Origin of the sequence: Vibrio kasasachensis (genome assembly GCF_050337565.1) — a bacterium.
Lineage (GTDB): Bacteria > Pseudomonadota > Gammaproteobacteria > Enterobacterales > Vibrionaceae > Vibrio > Vibrio kasasachensis.
In genome coordinates this window covers 1-22,692 of sequence record NZ_JAKJTB010000026.1, presented here as the reverse complement: position 1 = coordinate 22,692, position 22,692 = coordinate 1, and the positions used below count along the sequence as shown (strand labels likewise).

Annotated in this window: 16 protein-coding genes and 1 tRNA gene; 3 read left to right on the top strand and 14 right to left on the bottom strand. The window is 41.2% G+C overall.

Annotation, left to right across the window (positions count from 1 at the left end; translation table 11 throughout):
• The 7 genes from L4C38_RS19030 to L4C38_RS19000 form a co-directional block, all read right to left on the bottom strand.
• The gene (locus tag L4C38_RS19030; RefSeq protein WP_428799129.1) at positions 1 to 1,227 is read right to left on the bottom strand and encodes a CpaE/TadZ family protein; all 1,227 of its coding nucleotides are present in this window, start codon (positions 1,225 to 1,227) and stop codon (positions 1 to 3) included.
• Positions 1,228 to 1,253: 26 nt separating this feature from the next.
• Positions 1,254 to 1,745 carry a hypothetical protein gene (locus L4C38_RS19025; RefSeq protein WP_428799128.1) on the bottom strand — a complete coding sequence of 164 codons (492 nt, stop codon included), beginning with the start codon at positions 1,743 to 1,745 and terminating at the stop codon, positions 1,254 to 1,256.
• On the bottom strand, positions 1,742 to 3,079 hold the full coding sequence (locus L4C38_RS19020) for a type II and III secretion system protein family protein (protein WP_428799127.1): 1,338 nt from the start codon (positions 3,077 to 3,079) through the stop codon (positions 1,742 to 1,744). The genes L4C38_RS19025 and L4C38_RS19020 overlap by 4 nt, the downstream gene beginning before the upstream one ends.
• A 19-nt stretch (positions 3,080 to 3,098) precedes the next feature.
• Positions 3,099 to 3,890, bottom strand: a complete 792-nt coding sequence (gene cpaB, locus L4C38_RS19015; RefSeq protein ID WP_428799126.1) for a Flp pilus assembly protein CpaB — start codon at positions 3,888 to 3,890, stop codon at positions 3,099 to 3,101.
• A gap of 9 nt (positions 3,891 to 3,899) precedes the next feature.
• A complete protein-coding gene (locus L4C38_RS19010) occupies positions 3,900 to 4,355 on the bottom strand; it encodes a prepilin peptidase (protein WP_428799125.1) in 456 nt (151 codons plus the stop codon).
• Positions 4,356 to 4,357: 2 nt separating this feature from the next.
• A complete protein-coding gene (locus L4C38_RS19005) occupies positions 4,358 to 4,573 on the bottom strand; it encodes a Flp family type IVb pilin (RefSeq protein WP_428799124.1) in 216 nt (71 codons plus the stop codon).
• 708 nt (positions 4,574 to 5,281) lie between these two features.
• Positions 5,282 to 5,881: a short chain dehydrogenase gene (locus L4C38_RS19000; protein WP_428799123.1), complete on the bottom strand. Its 600-nt coding sequence runs from the start codon at positions 5,879 to 5,881 to the stop codon at positions 5,282 to 5,284.
• Positions 5,882 to 5,982: 101 nt separating this feature from the next.
• Between L4C38_RS19000 and L4C38_RS18995 the strand changes: the two genes are divergently transcribed.
• On the top strand, positions 5,983 to 6,882 hold the full coding sequence (locus L4C38_RS18995; RefSeq protein ID WP_428799122.1) for a LysR family transcriptional regulator: 900 nt from the start codon (positions 5,983 to 5,985) through the stop codon (positions 6,880 to 6,882).
• Between the two features lie 72 nt (positions 6,883 to 6,954).
• On the opposite strand, the gene L4C38_RS18990 is transcribed toward L4C38_RS18995, so the two are convergent.
• The 3 genes from L4C38_RS18990 to L4C38_RS18980 form a co-directional block, all read right to left on the bottom strand.
• On the bottom strand, positions 6,955 to 7,392 hold the full coding sequence (locus tag L4C38_RS18990; protein ID WP_428799121.1) for a GNAT family N-acetyltransferase: 438 nt from the start codon (positions 7,390 to 7,392) through the stop codon (positions 6,955 to 6,957).
• 216 nt (positions 7,393 to 7,608) lie between these two features.
• A complete protein-coding gene (locus tag L4C38_RS18985) occupies positions 7,609 to 8,718 on the bottom strand; it encodes a phosphatase PAP2 family protein (RefSeq protein WP_428799120.1) in 1,110 nt (369 codons plus the stop codon).
• 604 nt (positions 8,719 to 9,322) lie between these two features.
• A tRNA-Ser gene (locus L4C38_RS18980) sits at positions 9,323 to 9,413 on the bottom strand.
• Between the two features lie 318 nt (positions 9,414 to 9,731).
• On the opposite strand from L4C38_RS18980, the gene L4C38_RS18975 reads away from it, so the two are divergent.
• The gene (locus tag L4C38_RS18975; protein ID WP_428799119.1) at positions 9,732 to 10,409 is read left to right on the top strand and encodes a MaoC family dehydratase; all 678 of its coding nucleotides are present in this window, start codon (positions 9,732 to 9,734) and stop codon (positions 10,407 to 10,409) included.
• A 54-nt stretch (positions 10,410 to 10,463) separates the two neighbouring features.
• Here the strand turns inward: L4C38_RS18975 and L4C38_RS18970 are convergent, their stop codons facing one another.
• On the bottom strand, positions 10,464 to 11,279 hold the full coding sequence (locus tag L4C38_RS18970) for a phosphate ABC transporter substrate-binding protein (RefSeq protein WP_428799118.1): 816 nt from the start codon (positions 11,277 to 11,279) through the stop codon (positions 10,464 to 10,466).
• A gap of 171 nt (positions 11,280 to 11,450) precedes the next feature.
• On the opposite strand from L4C38_RS18970, the gene L4C38_RS18965 reads away from it, so the two are divergent.
• The gene (locus tag L4C38_RS18965; RefSeq protein ID WP_428799117.1) at positions 11,451 to 11,804 is read left to right on the top strand and encodes a DUF3024 domain-containing protein; all 354 of its coding nucleotides are present in this window, start codon (positions 11,451 to 11,453) and stop codon (positions 11,802 to 11,804) included.
• Here L4C38_RS18965 and L4C38_RS18960 read toward each other — a convergent pair.
• The 3 genes from L4C38_RS18960 to L4C38_RS18950 all read right to left on the bottom strand — a co-directional run.
• Entirely contained in the window at positions 11,801 to 12,442 is a 642-nt protein-coding gene (locus tag L4C38_RS18960) for a TetR/AcrR family transcriptional regulator (RefSeq protein ID WP_428799116.1), read from the bottom strand. The genes L4C38_RS18965 and L4C38_RS18960 overlap by 4 nt on opposite strands.
• A gap of 287 nt (positions 12,443 to 12,729) precedes the next feature.
• The gene (locus L4C38_RS18955) at positions 12,730 to 13,092 is read right to left on the bottom strand and encodes a hypothetical protein (RefSeq protein WP_428799115.1); all 363 of its coding nucleotides are present in this window, start codon (positions 13,090 to 13,092) and stop codon (positions 12,730 to 12,732) included.
• A gap of 268 nt (positions 13,093 to 13,360) precedes the next feature.
• The coding region (locus L4C38_RS18950) for a T1SS-143 repeat domain-containing protein (protein ID WP_428799114.1) at positions 13,361 to 22,692 on the bottom strand (9,332 nt) is incomplete at its 5' end.

Sequence of the window (22,692 nt, the reverse complement as noted above, 5' to 3'; positions counted from 1 at the left end):
TCACTTGCCAAAGAACCAGTGCCTACTCGTTTTTTTATTCTTGTCGATGCTTTCACCTAGGATCATTGAAGTTAACATCAACATTGAGCGTGCAATCGGCATTCGAGAGTTAAACAAGTACCCACCATCGAGAATATGCTTTAACAATCCAGAATCATAAGGGATTTCAATATTCACACTACACCCAAGAAACTGTTGAACTTCTTTTTTAGATAGAACCGTCGCTTTCTCAGGTTGAACATGGTTAAGTACAATTATCTGACGTGAACTTGGCGCTTTTAAGCTTAAAAACTCAGTCATATTTTTTAGCTGACGTACACTCGAAATGGCAGGAGAACAGACCAATACTATCGTATCAACATCGGCAACCAAATATTGATAATCAGAGTTGGTTTGCCCACCTTTCGATAAATCCGACACGATGAAATTATTCTGCTCACTAAGCAAGTGCTCTAAAGAGCGGGTATATTCTTTCAGCTCATGTGTTGAGTGTTCAGCAGAGGTCAATGACAATAATGAAAACATATCATTTACCTTACGCGTCATGCTATGTGCATATGTCGCGTCCACATCAACGTCCACACTTGTTATCGCCGCTACTTTTTTCTCGAAGCCCTCAAGTTTCAGAAAAATATCAATGTTTCCGGCATAGTAATCATGATCGACCAACAAACATTTTGCGTGATGTCGCTCCGATAAATCTGTCGCCAACTCAGTGGTAATCAATGAAGTGCCTACACCACCGGAGCAGCCCCAAACCGCAATTTTTTTCGCATCTCGTTTCTTACCTAGCCCACTATCACTCTTGCGGTTGTTATAAACATTTTTGACAAAGTCGAGCATTTCAGATTTTGTCGCTGGCCAAAATAAATAATAGAAGCCCATCTCTTTCAAATTACGAATGGTAGAGATTGCGTCTTCTTTGCCGATAACAATCACCGAGGCATGATTCGGTAGTAAATGACTAATACGACGCATATCTTCAGTCACGTTTGAGGATTCAGTCAATTCTACTAGGGCGATTTCAACATCCGATTGTCTAACATGGGATTGAATCTCCTCATCAGTATTACTGACAAAACTCGGCATCGACATTCCATCAAAACGAAACGCCTCTTCAATAAGCACTTGGCACTCATTACTTTGCGTAAATGCAACACATGAAAAATGGACAACCTCTCTGGCTTTTTTTTCAACTTTATTTAGAGACTCTAAAATATCTAGCATAAGTCACTTCCCGAATAAGCTTGAGATTATTTTTCTGATAACAATGCGTCTTGTGGATACACCAATGATTGCCAAAGATTGCTATTACTCGGACACCCAACTGGCGGCTTAGAATATTTAGTAACAGCTTGAGGCTTGCATATTGGTGTAACTACCGTGTATTCCCTTAGTTGTACCTTTACATCAAATTTCGCGAGGTCTGCCTTTTTCATTATCACTAGATTTTCACGCTGAGCGCCTTTTTTTATCAATTCGTTGCGCCAACGCATTGCTGCTTTTTTTCCAAGTGAAGTCGCATAAAAAAACTCGACTTCTCGATTTAACATTGCGAGCTCATGCTTCGCATAAAACCGTTGCCACTCATCACTGGCTTTTACCAAATGTTTCCCGTCAACAATAAGCGACATTTGGTATTCAATTGGGTATACATCTACCACTACACTTTGATTTTCTGGCGCTAGAGGCGCGCAGCCTATTAAGCCAATAACAAGTAATATAAATGCGGAGATCCGACTCATTTTTTAAACCCTCCCGTTGCCAATATATCTTGTGCCCTCTGAGTAATTACTGGTGTGTATTTGTCTGGAACACCAAAGAAACGCGATAGATTTGATGTACGCTGTATACTCGGTAATTGAATCTGTTGAGGAGAGACAGGCTTAACTAGATTAACTGTCGCGACAATAACCAGCTCAGTTTTGCTACGCGATGTTTCGCTATGACGAAATAATGAACCCAAGATTGGCACATCACCGATATACGGCACTTTGCGTAATGTTTCGACATCTTCCGAGCTCAGTAGCCCCCCCAAAACAAAGCTTTGCCCATTTCCTAATTCGATAGTTGTTTTTGCTCGGCGTGTTTTCAGTGCAGGCAAGCTATATCTTTCATCTGCGTATTGAGCGTCCAACGAACTCACTTCAGGTTGCAACGAAAGTTTAATTTTGTCATCTCGTAGCACTTTCGCTACCATATCCAAGCGAATACCAAATTCCTTAAATGATACGTTGGCACCGCCATCTATGATGGTGACAACTGGTATCTCACCACCCACTAAGAAAGAAGCACTCTCACCGGAGATCACAGATAAGTTCGGCTCTGCTAACACTTGACCTATAGAGTCATCCGCTACCGCAGTAATTCCGGCGAGCAAATCATCTGCACTAAAGTCCAAAATCGGATTAACAAAAACGCCAACTCCGAGCCCCGCATCTCCATACTGAACACCAAAATTTTCCATAAAACTCTGCGACACTTCCGCAATGGAAAGTTTGACATTAACCTGCTTGGTGGTGTTAACCTCAAGCTGATTGACGATTCCCTTATATGCTCGCTTAGTCATGAAATCGATAACTTCATCTTCGGCACCGTCTTTTTTCCATGCAAGCTCGCTTTTTTCGACTTCTTTGGATAGCAGCTCACCAACCAAATCATTAATTCCATCTTTTTCTGCCTCATTAGAGACAGAACCAGTCAAAACAACTTGCTCGCCTATATTACTGACCGACACTTCAGCATATGGGAAATGCAAACGCACCTGTTGAATAATTTCTGAAAAACTCTGATTCACAACAAGCTTTTTGTTTACTAACGTATTGGCATTTTCATCGAACAACATTAGAGAGGTCGTACCCATCTCTTTACCAAATATAACGACTTTTGTTCTATCAATTACTTGATAATCCGCAATTTTTGGGTCAGAGATAAATACTGTATCAATATCCACAGGAGTGATGATAGGTTTAGCCTCACCTTCCATCAAATACATTAAACCATCGGCATCGGCTGTAACACTAAATACACCACTAAGACCAACAGTTAAACTAAAAAGACTTACAAAAAAACGTGACATAACACCCTATCCTTACCGGTCAATTAACAACAATTTTCTCAGCTCTTAATTCTTTGATTGCTTTAAAATCAGGTAAAACGTCACCTGCATTTGCTTGAAGCTCACTTATCGGATAGTTTCCTACCGTTTTGTGAACTTCTATTGTTGAAATGGTTTTTGCAATGGTTAATATTGCAACCTGCTTTCTATCAAGTTCAAGAATAAGGTAGCTTTGACCTACTGCCGCCGCTCCAAAATTTGAATCCTCTTTATTTATCTCAACTTTTAATACTTTTATGTTAGTCAAAACTGGGCTGATAGAAACCTGCTCTTTTTTCTCCCTGCCTAATTCTGAATCTTTATTTTTCTGCCCCGTCAATGCGAGGACGTCAATATAGGCTCCGGCGCCTATCACGCCACCAACAACAGCACTTGGTGATACTTGAATTGGATAAGGAACATGGTCATCAGCAATAATAAATTCGATATAGTTTGGTTCTGAAGGTTGGACGATATCGTCAACAAATACGTACTTGCCTTTTTGAATGGATTTTTTGTATACCGAACCTGGTTCAAAATCGAATAAGACATCACTATTCAACCCCTGTTTATTGGCTTCTTTTTCAGAGAGATTTACAATTTTAAAATCACTCCTATCAACCGTATCACTTTTGAATGCTCTATTTTTTGATAGCACATAGGCTTTAATAATGACATCCGCAGGTTCTTCAATAATTGCTGTTGGTACTGATTCGCCCTTAGCAAAGTACAGACCGAATAACCCCGCGAGAATTGCCACAATAGCGACAATCATTAATACTTTTGATCGCATATTTTTTCCTTATAGCGAAGCTGCTACAAAAAGCAACCCTGATAAACATATTGGGACACCAAAAGGCAAGCCCGCGGTTTTTACCCTATCCATATCTTTTACTAATCCATAAACTAGATAAACGCATAGCAACACGCCCCCTAACAATCCGATACCGACCATAAACAACAAGATGTATTGCTCAGATATTGCAGGTAAAAAAGCAATGGCTACTTTGGTATCTCCACCACCCCAAAAAGAAATAAAATATAGAAATAATAAAAAAAATATCGCCAGAGAAACACAGATAGCCCATGATGCGTCATAGCTGACATTACTTACTGAGATAGTGACAATTAACACTGCCAAACATGACCAATTAGAAATTAGTCGTTTTTTAATATCATTAAATGAGACATAGCAAGAAAGGATGGCTAATAGTAGCCATCCTATAAAAATCCAATTTAATGAATTTAAAAAAATCATTCTTAAGATTTAATGTTAGCGCTACTAATGTTAGTTGACACTGTTTTAACTGCATCTGCCAGTGCTTTCTTAAGTCCGGTATCAGAAGTAAATACAACCAAAACTATCGCGGAAACAGCGACACCGATAACTGCGTATTCAATTGCAGTTACACCGCGATGATCATTAACAAAGTTATCAGCTGCAATTTTCGCTTTAATACAAATTTTATTAAACATAATTTTCTCCAAAAACATCAATTTTTATATGTGTATTCAAGATATTCAAACTAGCCTTGAATTAAATCAATGTTAACTTTGGTGAATTTCTTGTCAAATTTTGTAAATTACTTATTTTTCCGATGGCAAATTTTATATTTCTCATTATCGTTACATGTAAAATGGACAAATCGCATATTTATTGCGATTGAACTCACTACAAATAATAGAGCCGTAGCAAATTATTTCATTTTTGTTTTTATACCGTACAAGTAACAATCAAAATCAATTACAAAATGTGAAGCAGTTCAACATTATAATGAGCATCTATATTTTTTTCATCACCTTGATTATTATTAAAAACCAAGTTATGAGACGCCAATGTAAAACTAAGACTTTGTTACATCATTTTTCATTTATAGTTTAGATTTATAGCTGTTATATTGAACTTTACTCTATAGATAATATTATCACATAACTTATGTTACTAGCACTTAAGCATTATTAATACGAACAGTTATTACTGACAATAGAGATAGTTATATTTGAGAAATAATTATTCTGTAAATTAATACTCTTATTAGATGCTATCTGGGGAAGGCGTTGTGCTCTAGCCTTGCATGAAATCTTTTTTATTTTTGCGCAAAACGCAAACGAACAGACTCAATGCTTAGGTCACATTTAGAGTCTGTTCTCAGGAATGATTTCCGATTCATTATTGGTAATACACTACCAAACTTTAAATACTTGTCCGGTCAACGGACCTTCCACACTGCGCTGGTAAGCATTGGCAACTCTCGAAACAGGCACTGATTCATACCCGGGAAAAAATGCCCCGTATGTATCTAAAGATTCGGTTACTACACTTGGACAGACTGCATTAATTCTCTGACCATCTTTAAGTTCAATCGATGCACCTAGGACAAAGCCTTCTATTGCAGCGTTGACGGAGGTTGCATTTACACCACCTATAATTGGATAAGCACTCACAATACCGGAGTTCAAGGTAATTGAACCGCCATCATTAAGGTAGTGTTGCCCTATTAATACTAAGTTTACTTGTCCTAAAAGTTTGTCTTGCAGACCTAAATTGAAATCTTCTGCAGTCATTTCCGCTAGCGGACCAAAGTGTAGATTTCCAGTCGCTGAAACAATCGCATCGACCTTACCAACAGCCTTAAAGAGGTCTTTTATACTCTGTGAAGAGTTAATATCAACGTGATGGTCTCCTTTCGTATTCCCAACTTTAATTACCGTATGGTGTAAACCCAAGTTTTCAACTATCGCTTTACCTATTGTCCCTGTAGCTCCAACAACCATAATTCTCATTGCTTATTTTCCCTTTTACTGTTGATTTGAATTAATTATATAGGCAACCTAGGGTGGTTAAATATCGATTATGTTTACCTTATATAAACTGAGAATTTATAATGGACCGTTTAAAAAGCATTGAAGTCTTTGTTGAAGTTGTAGATGTGGGGAGTTTCACTAAAGCGGCAGACAAGTTTGGTATTACACCGGCGATGGTAGGGAAACATATCAAGCATTTAGAACATAGTGCTGGTGCACCTTTGCTAAACAGAAATACTAGGAAGCAATCATTAACCGAGTTAGGTGATGCATTTCTATTGAGATGCCACAAAATACTTAATGAGTATACAGCGCTAGAAAAGGAAGCATCTTTAATTAGTAATGCTCCAAAAGGAACGTTAAGCATTAATGCTCCAATCACGTTCGGCTCACTTATCCTATCTCCAATAGTTTGTGATTTCTTGGATCTATACCCTAACATCGACATCAATCTTGAACTAACTGATAAATTAATCGATGTAGCACATGATGGGTACGATGTGATTTTCCGCATAGGAGAGCTTACAGATGCGTCATATGTAGGGCAAAGGGTCACCAACTATGAGCTTGTATTTTGCGCATCACCACAGTACTTAAATGCATATGGAATTCCTAAAAATATATCGGAATTAACCAAACACCGTTGTTTAGGTTTTTCTTATTGGAAGAAGCAATCAAAAATATTATCTACATTAGAGACTAATGCTTTCGATATTGCCCATAGTCGTTTTCGTTCAAACAATGGGATGGCTCTGAAAATTGCAGCGCTCAATGATTGGGGAGTTCTACTTCAACCTCGCCTCCTCATTGAGGAAGAACTTAGAGCAGGTAAATTAGTCGAAATTCTTTACGATTATAAACCGAGTACCAGCCCAGTTAATATACTTTATAAATCTCGAAATGATATTTCACTCAAAATTAGATTATTCATAGATTTTGTTATAAAAACACTGCGTTCTAATGAACAACAGCGCTATTAACGCATGAAAAAATAACGGTGGACTTTATCTAACCTTGATTTAATGCCATTAACCCTCACTCAATTCTGTTTGTTAGCCTTGTAATTCCATTCTGTGCTCTACGCCTGAGGTATCGACAACCTTAAAACCTAATTTTGAGTACAAATGTCTGGCTGGATTGGTTTCTATAACATGTAAGCCAATCGTTGCCTGCGACTCTTGTGCCTTAGCAATGAGGTTACGAATAAGTTTACTCCCGATTTGCAAACCCTGATACTCAGGTTCAACCTGAATTTGAACCAAATACCAATAATTACGTTCTTGATCATAAGTAGCTTTAAACAAACCGATAGGATGACCATCCCGTTCAATGATTTGTGCATGAGCAAACTCGAAACGAATGCGCTTCTCATATTCCTCAATGCTTGTAGGCATACCAACTTCAGTAAGATATTGCCTCATCGTTTTGTCTCTTAGAGCCAATAAAAATTTGAGATCTGCCTCATCTGCATATCTAAGAGAAATATCCATTTTTCCTCCGAAAAACTCGAGACCACACAAAAAAGGGAAACTACAACCACCATATTTATACTTTCACAGTGACCCCATCGCTTAGTAAAGTAGCGTTACACACGCACGAAACAGTCGCAACTTTATTTGGTCTTGTTCAGCTATCTAGTTCTAATGTCGATTACACAACACTTAATTCTTTTTTGATTGCTAATTAATTCTTCCATTTCGACACATTTAAGAAACTTCATGTTGGTCAAACCTAACCAGTTTGATATTCCCCGAAATTTTCCAAAGTAGCCAAGTCATAGGAGCGCTCACTATACCATCTACTGCATAATGCCATCCCAAGGATATCGACCCAATATAAATCACCGCTGCATATAGCCAGAATACGATTCCTAGTTTTTTGTTTAGCTTCCCCATAACAAGTGCCATTAATACTGCTATAGAAACATGCATACTGGGCATTGCGGATATACCACTACCCAGCATTTCTTTTCCAGTTTCGTAAGTTTGCCACAATTGATTTTGAGTATCTAATGAGTACACTCCTCCCCAACCTCGATTTATAAGCCAAGCATCTTGCTCTTGTAATAACAATATTAATAAATCATAACTATGGTTGTTGTAGCCTAAACTGCTAGCAAATGCAGGACCCGCTGAAGAAAGGAGCATCGCTGTGATCATACCTAAAATAGTCCATGATAGTATCCAGCACACAAAAAAACGAGTTCTAAGAACAGATGGAGAAGCAAGTAAAAAGTAACATAGCACTGCCCACATCAAAAAGAACCATAAGTTATAGCATAAATTAATTACTTGAGTGATGTATGGTGAATATAAATAAAAGTGTAATACAGACCATGGTTCAGCTCCTCCAAATAACCATAAGTCTATATCATGAAATAGCATATCAAACTTAAAAGGATGAATAAGTGGAATAAGACCTTTTATCGTCGAAAAACATGACATAAAAACACTTATTGCCGTCAGAAGAATAAAACCAGAAATCACCCTCGCGCGATATTCGCATATTATAATAACTTTGCCCCAGTAACAGCGAAGAGGTTTGGGTTCTCTGCGAAAGAGTAATATAAAGAAGTAGCCACACCCTGCAGTTAACAAAGACACAGGTACCAATAACTTCATTACATACATATAAGAAAATAGAGAAACTCTGTTGGAGTGACCATATGCGGATGAATATATAGCAACAAAAATAGTAATTGAAGTTATCAACAAGTAAATAGCAGAATCTTTTTTAAGGTGTAATACAATATCGAATATTTCTTTTTGTATTTTATCAGTAGTACTGTAATTAGGCTTGACTGAAGAGTATGACATAAAATAAATCTCGAAAAATTAATAAGCACCGTATGTCAATAACCGCCCCCGATCTAATTATCCATCAATGCATTGGCAACTTAAGTGTGCAGTTGCATAATAACGTTTTGAGAGAACAAGATCAATTTTAGTTGACCACATATGGATATCTCATCTTATGTAGCACTCCAAGCAATTGATTTCCTAACACATATTCAGTGCGTTATAGGCTTACGTATGACAAAGAACCTTATCTCAGTGCAATCAAACTGCAGATTCGCATATTGTAAAAAGTCATACTGTTTTTTGATTTGATACAAATAGCTTTGCATGTTGATTTAGGTCTAGCGACACATCGAAACCTAAGTCATAGAATTGCCTGCGCTAATAGTAAGATGCTCCACATGCTTTCATACAATTAAAGCTTGTTCGGCACAGCGCTCTAATTCCACGTGGAATAATCGGACGTTGTTATGTCTACCATTCGAACAACTACCATTGCTGTAGACAGCAGGGATGTCTTGCGCAAAATAAGTAAACCATCTGAGGTGATTTTCTGTGCAGTATGACTTTCGAGAATTTAGATGTGAAAAAGCCGCTGATAAAACAGCGGCTTTTCTAAATGTGGCGGAGAGATAGGGATTTGAACCCTAGGTGGGCTATAAACCCACGCCGGTTTTCAAGACCGGTGCTTTAAACCACTCAGCCATCTCTCCGTTGCGGATGTATATTAGGGACAGCCCATCAGCTTGTAAAGCAATTATTTACCTTTAATTGTTCAAGTGAACACAAAGTATTCATTCATGTGTGCTACGCTTTTTTGATAAGTAATCAGTTGCGCATATATATCTGTCAAGCAAAAGCTCTAGTCGATCACAATACAATAAAATAGTGTTTTATTGTTATCCTTATGAATTATAAAGAAAATAAAGCATTGAGAGCACACCTGTGCGCTCGAAAGTTATTGCGGATATTTGTGAAGTGCTTCAAAATTAGGGGAATTAGCGCGTCTATAGTCTTTACCTGAGGTTTTTATGAAAGTCGCTGACCTATTTAAACATCGTGGTGAACACGACTCTAAGCATCAATCAGAATTCATGCTTTGGATGTCTCCTGTTGTACGTGAGTACTGGGGGGAATTTCTGAATAAAGCGAACAATCGCCACCTATTTACACGGTTGCGAGATCTTCAGCTACCTGCGGTAAATGACGAGCAGCCTGAACCAAAGCCAATTGAGCTAAAGCCTGAAGCGCAAGCCGTTTTCAATAACCTTATAGGCAAGTTGGATAGCGTCATACACACTGGTGATTGGATCAATATATCTCAAGAACGTATTAACCAGTTTGCTCAAGTAACTGAAGACATGCAGTGGATCCACACTAATCCAGAGCGTGCAGAAAGTGAGTCGCCATTTAAAACGACTATTGCACATGGATTTTTGACTCTAGCTTTATTGCCAAAAATGACCGATAGCGTTGATCCAGACAACTCGCTATTCCCAACTGCCAAAATGGTCGTAAACCTTGGTTTAAATCAGGTTCGTTTTCCTTACCCTGTAAAAGCGGGCAACAATGTCCGTGCGGTAAGTACGTTATCAAAAGTGACGCCGGTCAGAAAAGGGCTTGAGCTAGAACGTATCATTAGAGTTGAAATTGAAGGTGTTCGTCGTCCAGCAGCTGTTGTTGTTTCAGTGATTCAACTTCACTTTTAACATTACTTGAAAAACGGAGAGCCGAGCTCTCCTTTTTTATCGCTTCAGTTTTTCTTATTTACTCGCTGTATAACCATACTCAGTAATCAGTTGCTTTGCTTGAACACTTTTTAAGTATTCAAGAAATGATTTTGATTCTTGATCCAATCTTTGAGTTTGATAGAGCACCAAAAATGGCCTAGCCAACTCATATCGCTTATCTACAATGTTTTTGCTTGTAGGTTCAACACCTTCAAATTGAATCGCTTTTATTGAGCGATCAACCGATCCTAGAGAAACAAATCCTATCGCGTGTGAGTTGTGGTTTACCAACGTTTTTACCATGCTGTTACTATTTACCACTAGATTGTCAGCGCTAATATCAGACACCATACGACCATTTACTGTTTTGGTTAAGCCGAGTAAGCTTTCAAAACTGTATTGTGAGCCAGAAGAAGCCTCCCGCGCTACCACTGCGATCGCCTTATCCTCTCCCCCCAATTTCTTCCAGTTGGTGATATTACCTTTGTAGACGTCGTATAGCTGGTCACGCGAGATATCATTAACTTGATTCGACTGGTTTACTATTACCGCCAAGCCATCCATCGCAATTGTTTTTGTTGTTATAGTTTCATCCTGCTCGCTTTCTGTTAGATAGCGTGAGCTCATACCTATTTCCGAAACCCCTTTTCTGACTAGCGTAATGCCGGCTGTCGAGCCAATACCCTGCACTGCAATATAGGTTTCAGGGTGAGTTTGGTTATAGTGTTCAGCTAGCACATCCATTACGCGTGCAACCGATGTTGAGCCAGAAATATTAATTTCACTTGCACTGGCAGAAAAGGTCAAAAAAGGGAATATAATTAGCGTAGCTAACGCAATTCGAATCATAGGGTTCTCCAAAAATTAGGCTTCTCACTCGTATGAATTCAGCGATTAATTCATCGATTCATCATTAGCTATAGCATATGGACATTTGATGACAATTTTGTGAAAGGGCATACAGACGTTTTGATTTGTAAGCCATACTATAACCATTAAACCTGTTGTTCTGGAGTTTGTATGGGATTAGTGAGTTTGCTACAGAGGCAAGTGGAAAGTCGTGCTGAAGTTATTTGTCGTTGCCGCAATCAAAATCTTCCCTCGGAACTAGGCAAAGCCAGTTTTGAACCCATCGAAGAGGGCGTTATCTTTATCAAGCAACATTACCTGCTTGATTCATCCCATTGCGACTATTCATCTCAAGTCGCCAAAGTATGTTGGGATCGAAATACAAATTTATGGCGCTTGTTTATGACTGATGGTCAAGACGATGAGATTTGGCTTCCCTATCCTTACTTGGCTCAAAGTACTGACCTAACCGCGATTACACGCGAAATAACTAAAGATCCTAAATCACTGTTTTGGGACGATTAACCGCCTGTTTCAGTTTGGAACATTCCTCCTGTCATCAACTTGATATTGTGCTCTAAAAGCTGTGTTAAGAACTCATCCGATAATTGGACTCCATGAATAGCGAGCATGGAAGATGGTGCAATAAATGGAAATACCATCAATGAGATATATGAAATTCGGCATAAGCTCGGATCAAGATCTGCACGTATAACACCATTTTCCAGTAATTTGTCGAACATCACCGATTGCATAGGCTTAGAAATATCATCGATGACTTTTCCCAGTAAACGCCGCTGCACTTGGGACTCTGGCATATTCATCACTTGAAGGATCAAACGCGGAAATTCAGGGGTTTTTATCATCTCTTGATAGTAAGTGCGCATGATGTCTAACAAGTTGTGCTGGCTAATCTCTTGCTGCAATTTTTCCATGCGTCGATTTAACGGTGCTAGCGTTTCCCTTAACATGGTTTCAAACAACCCTTCTTTGCTGCCGAAATAGTATCGGATTAGGGCGCTATCAACTTCTGCCTTGCTGGCTATCAGCCTTATCGAGACTTTGTCATAAGCCATCACGGTAAACAATGCCCGAGCGCACTGAATCAACCCCTCTCGTGCGTTAGTTTTGCTGCTTGGTCGGCCCGCTTTCCGTTTTTCCATCGAACAGCCTATTACATTCAAAAATTTAACCTTAATTTATCAATGCAATATATAACAAGCAATACTGTCCTGACCACGTTCTCAGCCACATTTAGAGCAAATATATGACAACATATCCCTTCTCACGGATTCGCAGTTTACCAATTCGAATCGAGTAAATATGTGTGCCTTTCGAATACAATATTTATCAAAGCGTTCTGCTGATCTGGAGACATGTTATCGCTAAGAAACCGATATTGTTAAACAATGCCGGATTCTTAATTATTTTATCGAATAACCAATGTGCATTACTCAGTGATGATGTACACAGTTCCCTCATGTGTATAGGTTTCTTTCACCTTTCCGCCGCCACCTAAAACCACTACATCATTTCCTTGTTCATCTTGCAGGTTTCCTGTTGCATCAACAACGATGGCAAAAGCCACTGCGCTCGCTATAGGGTGTGCCCAGTAGTTCCAACCACGAACACGATAAGGCTTACCTACGTACACTTTTTTAACGGGAGCACGGTATACCGGACGACCAGTAAAATGATTTGGTACAACGCGCTTTTGCGCAGCTGGTCGATGTACCTTAGCAGCTTCTACTTGCATTGGTGCGAAACCAAAAGCAATACAGGCTGCAATTGAAAATGTAATGACACTCTTCATGTTGGCTCCTACTTGTTAATTTACTGAGTTATCTCACTTACTATGAGGTCGCCATATACAGAACGGCGTGCGCTTATATTATATAAGAACACATTTTTATGGAAAGATTCAATAAATTTCATTGGGAGTATGTTTTTTTCACGCGGAGAAAACGAATGAATAGGTCTAGCAGAGTTGATTTACTATACCCAAGCATCTAGAAATTACTTGGGTATACTACCTATCAATAAAGAGGGCACCGTATTCGATGCTCTCTTTACAAAATGGTTTAGATATCATGCAAAAAGACGTTTTCATCAATTAGTGTAGACAGCATCTGCTGCTGATCAGAAACATCTAGCGTTAGCCCTTGAGCTAAATTTTCTAAAATAATGGCTTGGTTGCTTCCCGTTCCGATACCATCTGGGTGAATATTCAGCGTCACATCGTCGTTTTGCACCTCAACTTGAATATGGTCGAGGAGATCATTTATATCCACTGCCGCTGACTTGAGTTCCGGCAGCACATCTCGCAAATCAATCTTATCTTCTTGAACGGTGAAATCCGTAATGGTATCAACTGCCCCATTGGCGATCTCATGCCAAACAAAAATATCTTCACCTGTCCCTCCAGTTAAAATATCAGATCCTAGCCCGCCTTCAATAACGTCGGCACCTGCTCCACCAATAATGGTGTCGTTACCCGCGCCACCAACGAGTACATCCCCGCCATCGCCGCCAACAATACGATCATCCCCTTCTCCAGCAGTCAGTTCCACACCTGTGTTATCACCAAGTAACTGAACGGCTTCGATTTGCGAAGATTGATCAATGTCACTGCCATCTGCAAGTATATCTAACTCAATATCCAGCGGGGTAGATTGTGCACTTTCTCCATCATCCGTGGATATAGCAACGAACTGGATAGTATGGCTACCCACTCCAGCACCCACGACTTCAATACTTTCGATCTCATCCGCCGGTATCGTGTAAATACCAGCACTTGGCGTAATAACGCCAGACGACGTAGTAACACTTGCACCAATTGGTAGTTGTGACATTTCCAGCGTTAAAACTTCGTTTAGATCAGTTAGCGCGGCCAGAAGCCCGGCAATCGCAATGCCATTGTTACTTGCTGATAAGTTAGCCGATATATTACGTACATATTCAAAACCAGGCTGAACCGACAATACTGGTGCATCAGCCACCGGACTGACGGTAATAGTGTGGTCTTTACTCGTCGTAAGCGGTATACCCGATGGATTGCCTGAATCGGTTGCGGTGACCGTTAAAGTAATGTCTGATGAAATGGCAAAGCTTGCATCTAGCATCACTCCTTCACCACTCGCAGGCGTATTCAGAAGGGTGTTTATTTCGGTAAGAGGACCTAGCAATGTAATCGTACTGCCCGTTGCTGGATTAACCGTAATTGATGAATTTAGGGGTAAGGTTGTACTCAATTCACCGTAACTAACTGACAACTCCACACTGATTAAGTCGCTGGCGTAAGCATCCACGTAATCAACATCACTTATCGATATACCTGATATTTGCTGACCGCTCGCTTCATCAATCGATGAAGTGGCTGAAGCGACATCAACTTCAGGTGCATCATTCTCTCCCTCAACAGTAATAGAGATAGTCCCCGCATCTGTTAAGAAGTTAGCTGAGCCGTTATCTGTACCATCATCTTCAATGACGTAAGTAATGCTCACATCACCATTAAAGTTGAGAGCAGGTGTAAATGTCCATGAGGTCCCATCTGGGTTGGCAACCAATTCACCTTGTTCGACTGGTACAGTGATCGACTTAACAATCAGGTTCTGCCCTTCCGGATCAGGGTCACTACTTAACCCAGGACCAATCAGCTGCGCCGTAGTTATTTGAATGGATGTATCTTCAGTGATTGAACCCAAATCAACATCGACAGCGATTGGTTTATCATTTACCTCGGATACATTGATAACAAATTCTGCTTGGCTTTCATGCGAGGTTTCAGGGCTACCGTCGTCTATGCCTAGATTGTCATTATCATTTACCGTCGCTGTCACTTTAACGCCATTAGGGTCAACAATATTGTTACTATTAAGCTCTGGCGTAAAGAGCACAAGATCTTCAGACAATGCCTTGTTAATGTTTGCAACCGTACCTTCAATTGTAATGGTGTCAGTACCCGACATCGAAATAGATAAACCATTTCCACTTGCTACTGCTGCATTATGAGTAACAACACCGCTATCGACATTTAGTGTAAGTGTATAGGTTGCACTTGGGTCATCTAACGTCGCATCAATGTCATTGATGGTAAAGCCATTAACAGCAACCGCAGTATCTTCTTCTGTTTGCAAATCACCGATGCCATCAAAGTAAGGTCGATCATTGACCGCTTCAACAACGACATCGACATCAAACTCAGTAATCGGACCATAAAAATGATCACCATTGTGCTTGGTATCTACAGATTGCACTTTAATGGTTAGTTTATCTGGGTCCCAAGTACCTTGGTTTTGCTCACCTGAGTTAAACACTATCTTATCCAACGATTGAGCATTAACTTCTAATTGCCACACTCCTCCACCGAGGTTGTTAGCCAGCGTCGTACCATCATTAAAAAATATCTCCCCTCCGTCGGGGACATTTTCAACCGTGATCAGGAGAGTTTCGGGTTGATCTTGATTGATCTCACTCGGTAAAAGATCAACTTTATCAATGACACTTGCATTGATGGCAATCTCAATATTCTCACCTTCATTGCCCATTACTGACGTGACAGGATCAGCATCAACGACATCCCCTACCGGAGTTACATCAATTTTAAACTCACCTTCGTGTTTACCCGGCACCCCTAACAAGTTTTCTTGGGTAAAGACCACAATACCAATATTGGCGATACCACTGAAGTTGGACGCTGGTGTGATCGTAATATCTGATAAATCAATGCTGGTAACATTTGGATTAGACAGCTGAATTGTCCATTCACCACCACCGTTATTTTTGACCACAAAGTCTCCCGATGAGCTATTAACAATGAAATTATCGGGCATTCCTGTCAGTTTGACGGAAAGAAACACTTCCGAACCATCAGTGTCGTTAAGGGCAATCATTAGCCCTGAACTTCCTGCACTTAAGTCAATATCAGAGTCTTCATCCCCTACCACCACTATACTTGGGTCATTCGGCAATGTGACAGGATCAAGTACTGGCGTGACTTTAAATGAACCATCAACAGTAAAGCTCAAATCAGCCTGAACATCGGATGTTTGCATGGTTGATGTTTGATCAAAGTCGGTCTGATCTGTCACCGTACCCTTAACTGTAATATCAATTGTGTTGATATTATTGCCCGTTGGGTAGTTTTCTTTCGGTACGAAGTAAATCTCTTTAAGCGCATCTTCAATCACAGTTGGATCCGTTGACTCAATTACCAGCTTTCCAGGTTCTGTTGCAGAAAGTTGAACGCCATTGATATCGGCAAAATACCCTAAATCGGGATCAACCAATTCAATTTCAACTTTGGTTAAGAACTCTCTCCCTTCCGTAGGAACATCGAGCTTGTCAACTAGGTCAATCTTAACTTCAAGCTTAATCAGATTGTCTTCCAGTGCTTCGTTAGATACTTCAGTGCCAGTCACTTTTTCCACCGAAGTCGCCGTCACGACCACACTTGGTGTTACATCATTATCACCCGGTTGCGCGGTACCACCATCAGCGACTGAAACATCAACCAATGGGCTAACGGCAAACGGGACTTCCACTTTATCGAGTGAGTTTTCGTCACCTGATTCAATGTCCGTCACTACAATCGTCATTGGAATAAAGAAGTCACCGGCGTAATCATCTGGGGTGATAAATTCCAATCCTGCTGGGAATATTAATTCGCCCGTCGCCGTTACTTCTGCTGCAAATACATATAGTTCATTGGCAAAATCATATTGTGCTCCAGAGATAACCAGCCCATCGACCTCCAACGGTATGTCAGCAACTGCAATTACAACTGTGACTTGGTCAGCGACACCATCCGCAGTACCCGGTGTTAACTTAAAGATTTTTGAGAGCTGAGAACTAACATCAAATTGGTTGTCTTCTTTACCGATCACGATGGCGGCAGGATCCACTGCTAGAGTATCCATTTCCACTTCGGCAGCAACACTCGGCGCCGGCGTCACGTTTGTTGGGAACACAAGATCTATTTCAGTGCTGACTTCTCTTGGCGCACTGCCCTCGCCTTCATCACCTTCATCAATCACTTGCGTGACAAATTCTACGCCAATCGTATTTTCGGTTACCGACGTATCGCTATATTTCAATCCTTCGGGGGCTGAAATAGTAAAGTTATCTTCATCGACAATAGTCCAAGAACCATCGCCGTTATTGATGCCACCAAAGACATAAAGCTGATCCATTACATCATCAAAGTTTTCCCCACCAGGCACTTTGAATCTCACTACAACTTGGTCAACTCGTTCTAGCGAGCTTGGATCAAGATCTTTAAAAACAACAACGTTCGCATCTCCACTTGGCTCATTGATAGTGAAGTTAATTTTGCCGTCACCCGGGATACTATCCGCAGGATCAGGGTCATCACGAATAACAGTGACAGGATTACCATTTTTGTCTTCAATGCTAACGGTACCGTCAGACTCAACTACCGGAGTAACGATTATGGATATATCACCTTTAACCTCAGCCTCTTTGATGAGTGTCGGGTCATCTTCATCCACTTCTTTCACTGTAATTGTACTATTGAGGTTAAAATCAACACTTGAATCGATCGGTGGTTTAACGCTAATTGTCGGTGCTAATGAGTTTTGGTCGAGCCCAGTAATGGTTAACGTGCTGCCGTCAAAATTCGCATTGGAATACTCATCCCAAGCTTTACCGTCAATTTCCACTTCACTACCGGGAGGGAAATTTTCGATCTTAATCGAACTTACAAATTCATAGTCTCGACCATTCGTCGTTGGCTCACTGTCTGGTGCATCAATGCTCGCTGGCGCGTTAGGGTTGTTAGTCACATTCCACGGCACGGTAATAAAGGTATCTTCTTTACCTCTTTTTGTACTGTCGTATGTATTACTATCACCACCGGCTTCAATCACTGGCTCAATATTAACTTTAAGAACGCCTTGAACCTCTCTGACATGACCATCATTTTCTGTCACTACAACCTTAGCGTCGATAACAAAATCATCCGTCGAATATTTAGGCGGTCGTATCGTAATACCCGAATCATATTGCGCCTCAGTAATATTCGCTTGGTAGATAGGAGCCTCTGGCGGTCCTCCCACATAGACCAAATCAATTGAGCCACCATTGGCATCAAATAGCTCAACGCCTTGTGGAATATTAGATAACAACACAGACAAACTTTCAGAGTGATCTAATACGCCATCACTCTCCTCACCCGACAGCACCGCAAAGTTAATTCCAACATCGCTACTTTCATCTATCGTAACTTGAGCACCAAATAAACCGGAACCATCATCATACTGATACCACTTACCTAATTCTGGACCAGTCGCTGGCTCGTCAGGTACATCTGGCAAGTATGGAACGTCGGCTACACCTTTTACGGTAACATTTACCGTTTTTGCATCAGCCATAGCGGCAATATTTACTTCTTGATAAGGATTGCCTGATGCATCTATCAAAGTCGCGGTATCTTTGACAAAACCTTGTACATCAAAGCTGAAATTTTCGTTACCGTGTAACGGAGGTTGTACTTCTACATATGGCAATGCGAACTCAGGTATCTCATACACACCAGGAGACACCTCAACAATGGGGTTATCTCCTGTTCCAATCCAGCGCACTTCGTAGCCGACTAATGGCGTGTTTGGCGCGCCCTCTTCAACAAAGTTGCTCAAACGAACAAGTTGAGTTTCAGAGGCATCATTTAGTGCATCAATATCATCGGTTGAACCCAATGAAATCACTTTGTCTAAAGTAAAATCTAAATGATCAGTATCGGGGTTAACCGTGTCTTGAGTGGCAGCATTGTCTTCGAAAATCGTAATACGATTAACGCTAAAGGAACCTTGGTCCGCGCGAGGTTCTACATTGATAACCAGCTCTTGAACTACAGATTCTGCGGTTTCTTTGCCAGCGTATGCATTGCTGCCTTCTTTAGTCTCAGCATATACATCAAAAGTAATGGCACCTGAAAAATGATCAATTGGATTGACTTGGACATCATCAATGTCCTCTGCCTTTATCAAATAAATTCCCAGTGAAGATTCTACAATCTCTTGACCAGCGCTATCTTCGAGAATGAATTTACCTTCGCCAGCCGTTACCTCTAAGCGATAAGTAATGCTTTCTGGGTTACTACCATCTTGAGTTAAAGCCTCAAGTTTTAACGTTGCGTTTTCGGCATCCTCAACTAAGGTGTATCGGTCTTGCGTGTTCGTTGCATTCCAGGTGGCAATATCCGCCACAGCCTTAACATCAATAGTTAAATCTGCGCTAATGGTATGATCTGCAACACCGTTATTCAGAACTGAAACTGAAATTGGCACTTCAAAACTAGGATTGGATGAAGGTGAGGATGGCGATGACGAATAATTTCGATCAGGAACAAAGTAGAGGTTTTCTAAAGTAGCAACATTGGAAGCATCTATCGTTTGAACGACATCACCACTCGCTAGCAACAAACTGCCATCACCTTGCACTGTTAGCGCATTGTAGGTCGCAGTCGCGGCATCATAAAAATAGAATTGACCATGGTAAGTTCCCGGACCAATCACTACATCGCCGATTTTTTCATCATTATCGATATCAAATAAATCGACCGTTAGCGCGACTTTACTTGGCTCTATTGGCAACGCTGACTGGTTATCTTGTGCATTACTATTGTCGATAGTCGGATTAAAATTCAAGGAATCAGACCGACCAGAGTCTTCAAAGCTAGACACTGTCGAAGTCTTTATTTCTGCATCTTGGTCTAAAATCGTCACTTTGTACGTTTTGACCGAAGTATCCATGTCTCCGTCTGTCGCCGTCACTTTGAGGCTAAATGATAATTCACCGCCATCATGAGTCAGATCAGTTACCGGGGTGAACAGGAATTTACCTCGCTGTGAATCATCAGGGCGAATTTCAAGTACACCCAAGTCCTCATAGTATGTTGCGCCTGATGTGTTGGTTCTCACTTCAACAACAGTGACCGTGGTGGTTGAACCATTCGGGTCTAAACTTTCAACGTAGCTTCCATCCGCCAATTTGAAGCGAATCTGTGAGTCGGCAGAACTTTGGGTTTCTACCAGTGTAATTTCCGCGCCGTCGGCACCCGGCTTACCAAACATATTGATGTTGGTGCTGTCTGTTTCACCTTCAGTCACTTCAATTGAGCGATTCGCTATTCTTGGTACATCATCCACAACGTTAATCGTTAATGTGGTTTCACCTGTTTCATCGCCGTCAAAATCAATCGCTTTCACATCAAAATTAATTGGTTGCAGATTTTGCCCTTGCCCTGCCGCATGGTCGAATGGCTGAAGTAGCGTAAATGAGTAGGTGTTATCGTCGCTGTTTAAAACCAGAGTAAATACTGGCTCACCACCGGTTTCAGTCACTGCGGTATGGGTAACCGTATCACCCGATTCGATAACCGTTGCCCACACTAGCCCTTGGTCGTCAGAAGAAAGCTGATCGAGCAAGGTATCAAGATTGGTGATCTGGTAGTCAGCAATAGAGTCCGCTCCCTCAACAACGGTAAATTGCCCGCCAATGGTAGTGCTCTCTTTGTTGCCATCTGAACCTATACGAGGAATATCATCTTCATCTACGCTCGTCGTGCCCGTCACGCCAGTAAGAGTCGGTTTATCATCATTGATATCAACCAATAGCGTTTTAGCGCTCGTATCTCCATCTTGGTCGTGAGCTAATACATTGAAGCTCAACGTCGTCAAATCAGAATCACTGGCATGGTCAATTGGAGCCAACAGTTTAAAATCGTAACTACCGTCTGCATTGAACGTCAGTTCAAACACCTCTACATTGCCAGCTTTACCTGTATAAACGTGTTGATTGGTAACACTGTCAATTTGTGGGCTGCCAATAGTCACATCGACGCCACCCGATTTAAGCCCAGAAACCGGATCTGCGGTTGATTCCAATGTGTATTTGACGACAGAATCTGCCCCCTGAGTGGTCCCAAATTGACCACTGTCCGTTAAATCAGCCGCATTAGGGCTTGAGCCGTCACCAAGGTCATCTTCATTAACGCCTAAACGCTCAACGGTATTTATGGTTGGGATATCATCAATGACAGTGATATTAAGTGGAAGTGGCAAGCTTTTGTCATTGTCAAAATCCACTACACTAATTTCAAAACCAAGATCTAAACTATTTTGTCCGTCACCTGTTGGATGATCTAATGCTTTAACTAACGTAAATAGATATGTTTTGCTCGCAGTATCAAACACCATGGTGAATACATTGTCACCTGAGGTCGTTTGAGCGGTGTAGGTAAACTGAGTACCATTTTGCGCAGGTGAATCATCACTCCACTTTAAGGCTTCACCACCCGAGCTAAGTGAGTCGAGTACATCAGCTTGGTTAGCAATAACAATCGATTTGATGCCATCAGCGCCTGGCGTAAATTCAAAACTGCCACCGCTACTGTTCGACTCTGGCGTAATATCAGAGCCCACCGCCGGTATATCATCTTCATCGACATCAGTCGCCGCAGAGATGCTGTTTAATGTTGGTGCATCATCGACAACAGTCACGGGCAACACGATGCTGCTGATGTCACCATCTTGGTCTTGCGCTTGAATTGCGAAGTTGAGCAGTTTGCTTGCTTCGTTGTCAGCGTGGTCAATCGACGCTTTTAGCTCAAAGCTGTAGCTGCCATCAGCATTTAACGTCAGCTTAAACACTTCAACGTTGCCCGCTTTGGCGACATAGCTGTATTGGTTATCGCCATTAATCGTTGGCGGATCGAGTGTGATTGCCACCCCACCCGAGCTAAGCCCATCCACCGGATTAGTGGTTGGGTCAATTCGGTACAACACCACGCCATCGGCGCCTTGTGTGGTGGTAAAATCACCGCTCACTTCCAGCGGTTGGTTACCATCGCTACCAGCTGGCAAATCATCTTCATCGACGCTTAACGGCTCAACCGACGTGATGGTTGGAATGTCATCCACCACGGTAATGGTTAAGGTTTGTGGCGCTGTGGTGTCGTTATCAAAATCTGTTGCGCTGATATTAAAGCCCAGCTCAATCTCGTTCTCACCATCCGCCAGCGCATGATCGAGCGGCTGAAGTAGGTTGAATTGGTAGCTGTTATCGGCGGTATCAAACACCATAGTAAACACCGCTTCGCCCGAGAGCGTTTGGGCAGTGTAAGTAAACTGAGTGCCGTTTTGTACTGGCGAGCCATTACTCCACTCCAGCGCTTCCCCGCCGGAGGATAAATCAGCCAACACAGGTGAAGTGGCTTCAATTTGATAGCTCTTAATGCCATCCGCGCCCTCTTCAATCACGAAGTTGCCCGAGATTAGCGTCGGCTCTTTATCGGCATCAGAGCCCTGAGCACCACTGACATTAAGATCATCTTCATCAACACGGGTTTGCCCAGTAAAGCCACTTAAGGTTGGCGCATCATCCACTAGGG

Coding starts and splice junctions, on each gene's coding strand:
- L4C38_RS18955 (WP_428799115.1), bottom strand. CDS start 13,092: ATGAAGAGTGTCATTACATTTTCAATTGCAGCCTGTATTGCTTTTGGT.
- L4C38_RS19010 (WP_428799125.1), bottom strand. CDS start 4,355: ATGATTTTTTTAAATTCATTAAATTGGATTTTTATAGGATGGCTACTA.
- L4C38_RS19000 (WP_428799123.1), bottom strand. CDS start 5,881: ATGAGAATTATGGTTGTTGGAGCTACAGGGACAATAGGTAAAGCGATA.
- L4C38_RS19020 (WP_428799127.1), bottom strand. CDS start 3,079: ATGTCACGTTTTTTTGTAAGTCTTTTTAGTTTAACTGTTGGTCTTAGT.
- L4C38_RS19030 (WP_428799129.1), bottom strand. CDS start 1,227: ATGCTAGATATTTTAGAGTCTCTAAATAAAGTTGAAAAAAAAGCCAGA.
- L4C38_RS18985 (WP_428799120.1), bottom strand. CDS start 8,718: ATGTCATACTCTTCAGTCAAGCCTAATTACAGTACTACTGATAAAATA.
- L4C38_RS18965 (WP_428799117.1), top strand. CDS start 11,451: ATGGGATTAGTGAGTTTGCTACAGAGGCAAGTGGAAAGTCGTGCTGAA.
- L4C38_RS18975 (WP_428799119.1), top strand. CDS start 9,732: ATGAAAGTCGCTGACCTATTTAAACATCGTGGTGAACACGACTCTAAG.
- cpaB (WP_428799126.1), bottom strand. CDS start 3,890: ATGCGATCAAAAGTATTAATGATTGTCGCTATTGTGGCAATTCTCGCG.
- L4C38_RS18990 (WP_428799121.1), bottom strand. CDS start 7,392: ATGGATATTTCTCTTAGATATGCAGATGAGGCAGATCTCAAATTTTTA.
- L4C38_RS18960 (WP_428799116.1), bottom strand. CDS start 12,442: ATGGAAAAACGGAAAGCGGGCCGACCAAGCAGCAAAACTAACGCACGA.
- L4C38_RS18970 (WP_428799118.1), bottom strand. CDS start 11,279: ATGATTCGAATTGCGTTAGCTACGCTAATTATATTCCCTTTTTTGACC.
- L4C38_RS19025 (WP_428799128.1), bottom strand. CDS start 1,745: ATGAGTCGGATCTCCGCATTTATATTACTTGTTATTGGCTTAATAGGC.
- L4C38_RS19005 (WP_428799124.1), bottom strand. CDS start 4,573: ATGTTTAATAAAATTTGTATTAAAGCGAAAATTGCAGCTGATAACTTT.
- L4C38_RS18995 (WP_428799122.1), top strand. CDS start 5,983: ATGGACCGTTTAAAAAGCATTGAAGTCTTTGTTGAAGTTGTAGATGTG.